The 6,600-nt window shown below is 38.0% G+C and carries 5 protein-coding genes; 2 read left to right on the forward strand and 3 right to left on the reverse strand.

Features of this window, described 5'->3' with window-relative positions; genetic code table 11:
* Positions 1 to 240: 240 nt before the first annotated feature.
* Entirely contained in the window at positions 241 to 2,994 is a 2,754-nt protein-coding gene (locus QZN27_RS09275; protein WP_296786779.1) for an Ig-like domain-containing protein, read from the forward strand.
* Complete coding sequence (locus QZN27_RS09280) at positions 2,948 to 3,322, forward strand: hypothetical protein (RefSeq protein ID WP_296786782.1); 375 nt, start codon at positions 2,948 to 2,950, stop codon at positions 3,320 to 3,322. Before QZN27_RS09275 ends, QZN27_RS09280 begins: the two co-directional genes overlap by 47 nt.
* Positions 3,323 to 3,399: 77 nt before the next feature.
* Here QZN27_RS09280 and thiC read toward each other — a convergent pair whose 3' ends face one another.
* From thiC to QZN27_RS09295, 3 genes are all read right to left on the reverse strand, one after another.
* Entirely contained in the window at positions 3,400 to 4,698 is a 1,299-nt protein-coding gene (thiC, locus tag QZN27_RS09285; RefSeq protein WP_296786784.1) for a phosphomethylpyrimidine synthase, read from the reverse strand.
* Positions 4,699 to 4,930: 232 nt separating this feature from the next.
* A complete protein-coding gene (locus tag QZN27_RS09290; protein WP_296786787.1) occupies positions 4,931 to 5,845 on the reverse strand; it encodes a carbohydrate kinase family protein in 915 nt (304 codons plus the stop codon).
* 173 nt (positions 5,846 to 6,018) lie between these two features.
* Positions 6,019 to 6,600: LysR family transcriptional regulator (locus QZN27_RS09295; protein WP_296786790.1), on the reverse strand; the 582-nt coding region annotated here is incomplete at its 5' end.

Genomic DNA, 6,600 nt, shown 5'->3' on the forward strand with positions numbered 1-6,600 from the left:
TGCAATGACATGCTCTTCTACGTCCATTTTACTCAATTCATTAGCTATGTTTTCAATCCAATGTGTCATTTATATTCACCATTATAATAATAAGAATAAAGTTTTATACTACATTAAGTTCTGTTTTTTGTAATATAAAAAGTATTAGTTTGACGGATATTCGGCATGGCGGTGTGAAGAGGTTAGCTGATTTTTTTGGTTTACAACAATTATATATTATTTATTATTGAAAATATTATTATGAAGCATAAAAAACTATTAGTTGCTTTTTCAATATTATTCGTTCTTTTATGTTCACTGACAGCAATATCTGCCAGTGACTTAAATGACACGGATGTCATTGCAAACGATGATGCGGGGGAGGAAATCGTATCGTCTGATGCTGATATTGAAAACGACATAACAACGGAACCTGACAGTGGAAATATATATGAAAATACGTTTACGGACCTGAACAACATAGTTGCCGAGGGCGGGAACGTAAATCTTACACGTGATTATACATATAATGAAAGTACCGATGAGGGGTTATATAATCAGGGTGTTGTCATTGACCAGGATAATGTAGTCATTGACGGTAACAATCATTACATCAATGGGGAAATGAAAAGCAGAGTATTCCATATAAAAAATGCAAACAATGTCACCTTGAAAAACATAACATTCTATAATTCTGGCTACAACCTTAGAGTTGATGGTGGTGCTTTATACATCGAGGAATCTTCAAATATCACCATAATAAATTGTGTATTCTACTCTAATCGTATAGTGAATGATGGTGGTAACGGTGGTGCAATATATGTAAAATCAACCGACCCAATCAGAATCACTGATTCCAAATTCAAAGAGAATTCTGCAGGTTATGGTGGAGCAATAACCGCTCATAATGCCACATTGATTCTTGAAAACACAATCTTCGACAAAAATAGTGCTGTAAATATCGGTGGTGCACTAAATGCCGCTCATTCGACCCAAATCATTAACAACTGCACATTTGAAAATGGCGAAATTAAGGAGGGTAGTGGTGACCGCCGTAGGGGCGGAGCAATTTATGCCGGGCAATTCGACGAAGATAACGAAATGGTAATCACCAACACCGAATTCAAAAACAATACTGTATATAATGACGGTGGAGCAGTTTATATAAAAGGGCAGGCAAAAGTGCTCATTGAAGACAGTAAATTTTCTGAAAATAGTGCAAGTTATTGCGGAGCAATTGTTTGCGATATAGCTAATGTAACAATAAGAAATACGGAATTTAATGAAAACCATGGAGGTGAAGGAGGTGCTGTAAATGCCGGTCCTTCCACTCTGATTGAAGATTGTAATTTCACCGAAAATTATGCATGGGGAAATTATGGTGGTGCAATATACGTTTGTCAGTCTGAAGATGAAAACGCCAATGCTACTGTAAAAAATTGTAATTTCTTAAAAAACTCTGCTGAAATTGGTGGTGCAATTTATGCTTATGATAAGGTCTCTGTTTTAAATTGTAATTTCACCGCAAATAATGCAGCATTATTTGGAGGTGCATTTTATTCTCAGGGTTACCCAAAAGCGACAATAAATAATTCAAATTTCATAGATAACAATGCAAAATTGGGTGGAGCAGTATATTCTTTTTTCTCAAATGTGTTAATTGAAAAATCCCATTTTATGGGAAATACTGCCGAAAATGGTGGAGCAATATATAATGCAGTTGGAAAAATATTAATAAACAACAGTGATTTATCAAAAAACACTGCATCAAGTTACGGAGGAGCAATACTAGTTAACGGTACTTATGATAATGCCGAGATTACTGTCGAAAATACCATATTTGCACAAAACACTGCAACTGAGGGAATTGATGACATCGCTTTAGCAAGTGAAAACAGTAAGGCTACAGTAATCAATCTTACTCCAAGCAATTTGGTTCCAAAATACATTGTCGAGATGGATGTGTCTGAAGTAAGTGATGTTAACTACACTCAGAATGTCGTGATAACCGCCTCCAATATTAAAAGATTTGGTCAACCGCTCAACAATGGTAGTGTTGTATTTTCCATTAATGGGGAAAACATTTCCATACCTGTACAAAACGGAATCGCAACTTTTAATCGTACATTGGACGCCGGATCATATAATGTCGTTGTAACATATGTTGGCAATGCTACAGATGCAAATCCAACAAAAACCCTTGAATTCAATGTGCTTAAACTTCCGGCAGTTCTTGAAGTCATAAATGTCACAAACTGCACATATAGCGATTCAATACAAATCAAAGCCAATGTTACAAGTAACGGCTCAGCAGTTAACGAAGGCAGTATATTCATCATAGTCAACGGCAAGAAGTATTCCGCTGATGTGACCAATGGAATTGCAACAATCGACGCTCCTAAGATAGATGCTGGAACATATTCCGTAAACTTGACATATGAAGGAAATTACCTTGCTGACAATGTATCAGTCAAATTTGAAGTATCCAAATGCCCTGCAACCATTGAAATAGTCAACATTACTAACTGTACCTATGGAAATTCCATACAAATCAAAGTCAATGTCACCGGCGGAAGCTCACCAATTAACGATGCCATTGTCTCAGCAATCGTCAATGGCACTGTCTATTCTGCCAGTTTAATCAATGGAACTGCAACAATCGACATTCCAAATTTAAGAATAGGAACATATGAGGCTAACATTACATTTGGTGGAAATTACCTTGCTGAGAATGTATCCGCTAAATTTGAAGTTTCCATATCAACTGCTGCAATCACTGCCAAAGACATTGCATATGTCATAAATTACGGCGGAAAATACAGTGCAGTCATTAAAGATGTAAACGGCAAGGCGGTTGTTGGAGAAACGGTAACATTCATCTTCAACGGAAAAGTCATAGGCTCTACAGTCACAGACAAGGATGGTGTTGCATCAATACAATTGACTCCTGCAATTCTTAAAGCGGCAAATGCGGGCAATAAGCGAAAACTACAACCCTGTAAGCAAAACCGTTAAAGTAACTATCAATAAGGAGAAAACTAAAATCCTCAAGGCCAAAAAGACCTATAAGTTCAAAAGGTCCAAAAAAGCCAAAAACATAAAAGTTACCTTGAAAGACAGCAAAAACAAGGTCATGAAAAAGGTTAAAGTGACCATCAAACTGTCCGGTAAAAAGATTAAGGGTAAAAAGACTGTCACTGCTAAAACCAACAAGAAAGGTGTAGTAACCTTCAAGCTTGGCAAAAAATTAACCAAGAAAACCAAGGTCAAATACACAATAACCTTCAAGGGCAACGCTTACTACAACAAGGTAGTCAAAAAAGGAAAAATAATAGTTAAGTAGATTAATAACAATCTACTTCTTTTTTTTATTTTAATATATTCTTTTAAAAAAAGAGAAATAAATAGATTATAAATAATCTATTTGATTAAGTCGGAATCGGACTGATCCAACCATTCGTTAACGATTTTTACTGCACAGTAGTTACCGCACATGGTACAGGTGTCCTCTTCTTCAGGAGGTCTTTGGTCTCTTTTTGCACGTGCAGCTTCCGGAAACATTGCGCAGGCATATTGTGCTTCCCAATCGAGATTTTTACGGGCTTCTGCCATTGCAAGGTCTTGTGAACCATCGATTTGACCGCTTGCGAGGTCTCCTGCATAAGCTCCGATTTTGGTTGCGATTACACCTTCCCTTACATCATCAGGGTTAGGTAATGCAAGGTGTTCTGCAGGGGTTACGTAACAGATGAAGTCAGCACCTGCCTTTGCGGATGATGCCGCACCGATTGCGGATACGATGTGGTCGTAACCTGGTGCCACGTCACATACGATAGGTCCTAACATGTAGAATGGTGCATTTGAACACATTTTCTTTTGAATCATTACGTTTGTTGGGATTTCGTTGATTGGAATGTGTCCTGGTCCTTCAATCATACATTGCACTCCAGCTTCACGGGACCTGTCGATTAATTCTCCTAAAATGATCAATTCTTGTATTTGTGCCCTGTCGGTTGAATCTGCAATGGATCCTGCCCTCATACCGTTAGCGAGTGAAAGAACAACATCATGCTCTTTTGCGATTTCCAGTACGTAATCGAAGTTGGCGTATAATGGGTTTTCCTTTTCGTTTTCGACAATCCATCCGGACATGAATGAACCTCCTCTTGAGACCAGACCGGTTACACGGCCTTGTCTTTTGAGTCTGGTTAAGGTTTCAATGTTGATACTACTGTGGACTGCCATAAAGTCAATACCATCTTTTGCTTGCTTTTCGATGGTGTTGAAAAGGTCATCTTCAGTCATGTAGACTACAGAACCGTCTCTTCTGATGCTTTCGATTGCTGCCTGATAAACAGGCACTGAACCTACAGGCAATGGGGACATGTCAAGAACCCTGTTCCTGATTACATCTAAGTCTCCGCCAATACTCAATTCCATCAGACAGTCTGCACCGTTATCGATTGCGATTTGCGCTTTCAATACTTCCTCATCGAAGTTCACGATATCGGTTGATGTACCTACGGTTGCATTTACTTTTGTTCTGAGTCCGGCTCCAATACCTGAAGCCTCAATATCTCTGTTAACGTTACTTGGTATTACAATTGTACCTTCTGCCACTGATCTTAAAATGAAATCTTCTGAAACACCTTCTATTTCTGCAACGTGCTTCATTTCATCAGTTAATATTCCTTTCTTAGCATCACTAATTTGTGTCATAGTATCTCTCCATTAACATTTATAATAGTCAAAGTTATTTTAAAATTTTTCCACACAAAGTTGATATTTTCTTATTTTTATTTAATAGTATTTAAATTAATAGGATAAATTTTTATTCCAAATTTGTTGATATATATCAAGTCTTTTTTAAAAAATAGTTAATTTTATAATTTAAATTAAAAAATAAGGTCGTATTGACAAAAATAAAATAAAATTGAAAAAATGATGGGAATTAATAGAATTCGCTCATTCTTTCAAATGCCTCATCAAAGGTTGGCATATTGGTCTGACAGCCTTGATGTTGGATAATGAATGATGAAACGGATGATGCAAACTTAGCAGATTCTTCAAGTGTTTCTCCATTCAGGAATCTTGATAAGAATCCTGCCCTGTATGAATCTCCGGCACCGGTTGGGTCAACCGCTTCGGTTGGGATTGCATCGATTTTGATTTTCTCTTCGTTGGAATAGATTTCACATCCGTTTGCCCCACAGGTTTTCACAATTATTTTAGGGCCCATCTGCCTCAATCCTGTCAGGTCAACTTCAAGGGCATCCAGAATCCTTTCGATTTCATGATGATTGCCGAAGAGGATGGTTGTGTTTTCAATGACGTCAACCAGTTTCTTTGTGTCATACATTCCAAGGTCCTGGCCCGGATCGAATGAGACAAGCAAATCCTGATTTTTGGCTTCCTGTGAACATTTCCAATTGAATTCCGGGTCTCCTGTTGCTAAATGAACTGCCTCTGCATTTTCAATTGCCTTTACCGGGACCTTGCTTTGTGCAAATTCCTTTGCAGCTCCCCAGTAGAAGTAACTGATCTGGTCATCATTGTCATCTGTGAGGACAAATGCTGTAGGTGTCGCCTCACCCGGAACAATGATTAATGAATCAGTGTCAATGCCCAAATTTTGCATGTTTTCATAGTATTCGGTTTTTTTGAAATCTCCACCGACAGCTGAGACGAGTGAAGTTTTTAATCCTAATTTTGCTCCAACGCAAGCCACGTTTGCAGCTGCCCCACCATTAAATGTTTTCATGTTGGTGATAGGCGCTGAAAAATTAGCTTTTGGAAATTCAGGCACTCTAATAATGTAATCATGAGCAGAGTGACCAATTGCTAGTAAATCTCTGTTTTTAACCATAATATCGCCTTTTTATTTTTCAATTTTATATTGTGTTTCATCATTATTTAATGTTTTGAATTACACATTTTCACGGATGTGCACATTCACAAAAGCACGGTGCAACATGAGTGTAGTATAGAATATATAATATTATATGATATGCAATTTTGCCGAGAGCATTTGAAAAGTAATCATCCCATCGGTGTGAAACCCTGATTTTCGATGGATTTTTGGGCATCGTTAAGCAGATATCTGACGAATTCGTCAACTTCGGCCTTGTCTTCATTGACCTTGATGACGCTTATGACATGTTGGGTGTCATACTTCAGAAGCTCGTTTCCCTTGAAATAACTGGCATTCAAAAATGTATATAAGTTTTCAGAGTTTCTTACAATTTTAAATGCGTCAAACTGTGAATTTACCCTTTCCTTTATATTGTATTTTATGTCATAATGGTTAAGGCTGTTCCAGGCAAGCCTTTGGGCAGATCCGTTTACTCCAACAAAGTCAAGGCCCTCCAAATCGGATATGCTTTCGACGTTTCTGGATTTCGGACTTGAAACCAGAACGAGATAGTCATAGGCTATCGGCATGAAGTTGATGTCTCTTTCATAGGCAATCAGAGGGTCATCCAAAGTGAGAATGTCCACGGCTCCCCTTTTTGCAAGTTCAAATGCATCCTCGTCGCTGCTGCTGTAGATGTTGAGGTTAAACGGTGTTTCGATACTTTCCAAAAGTCCGGTGCTGATGTGTCCTCCGGCAATGTTGATGTC

The sequence above is a fragment of the uncultured Methanobrevibacter sp. genome, assembly GCF_900316895.1.
GTDB lineage: Archaea > Methanobacteriota > Methanobacteria > Methanobacteriales > Methanobacteriaceae > Methanocatella.

Coding starts and splice junctions, on each gene's coding strand:
- QZN27_RS09275 (WP_296786779.1), top strand. CDS start 241: ATGAAGCATAAAAAACTATTAGTTGCTTTTTCAATATTATTCGTTCTT.
- QZN27_RS09280 (WP_296786782.1), top strand. CDS start 2,948: ATGCGGGCAATAAGCGAAAACTACAACCCTGTAAGCAAAACCGTTAAA.
- QZN27_RS09290 (WP_296786787.1), bottom strand. CDS start 5,845: ATGGTTAAAAACAGAGATTTACTAGCAATTGGTCACTCTGCTCATGAT.
- thiC (WP_296786784.1), bottom strand. CDS start 4,698: ATGACACAAATTAGTGATGCTAAGAAAGGAATATTAACTGATGAAATG.